This is a genomic window from Vibrio sp. 1978, assembly GCF_033344345.1.
Map to the genome: position 1 here is coordinate 1 of NZ_JAWPOP010001022.1, position 518 is coordinate 518.

1 pseudogene is annotated in these 518 nt (G+C 44.0%); it reads left to right on the plus strand.

The features are described 5' to 3' along the window. A pseudogene (locus tag R8N49_RS30440) lies at positions 1-518 on the plus strand (cadherin repeat domain-containing protein); the annotation flags it as partial.

Genomic DNA, 518 nt, shown 5'->3' on the forward strand with positions numbered 1-518 from the left:
AACGATTAAACAAGGTAGCAACCCGGTTTCTATTACTTATCCAACTCTGAACTTTTCTGCTGGGGCGGTTCTCACACCTGTGATGAGTGGGGGAGAAGCCAAAGCAAGCTACCGTCTGATTAACCAAGCTGAGCCGGTGGTTGAGTTGTTATCTTCAGATTCTGGTCGTTTGAAAGTGCTGCATGCTGGCGACTACCAAGTGGAAGTGACGTTAACTGCACGTAACTATACAACTAAAACCGTATTGGTTAACGGCACCATTAATAAAGCGGATCATCCAGGTCTTACGACGAAGCTTCAAACTGTGGAATTTACGCCATTTAAGACGATTAGTTTGGACTTTGGTAAAACGGTAGGCACTCGCACTTACTCATTTGCTGATACCGTGAGCGAAGAGCTTGCCACGTTAGACAATGCGAAAGCTGAGTTGACGCTAACTAATTACTCTCAATATCATTCTATTGCGTTGGATATTTCTGAGAGTGAATCGCGAGATTACAAAGCGTTACCAAGAACAA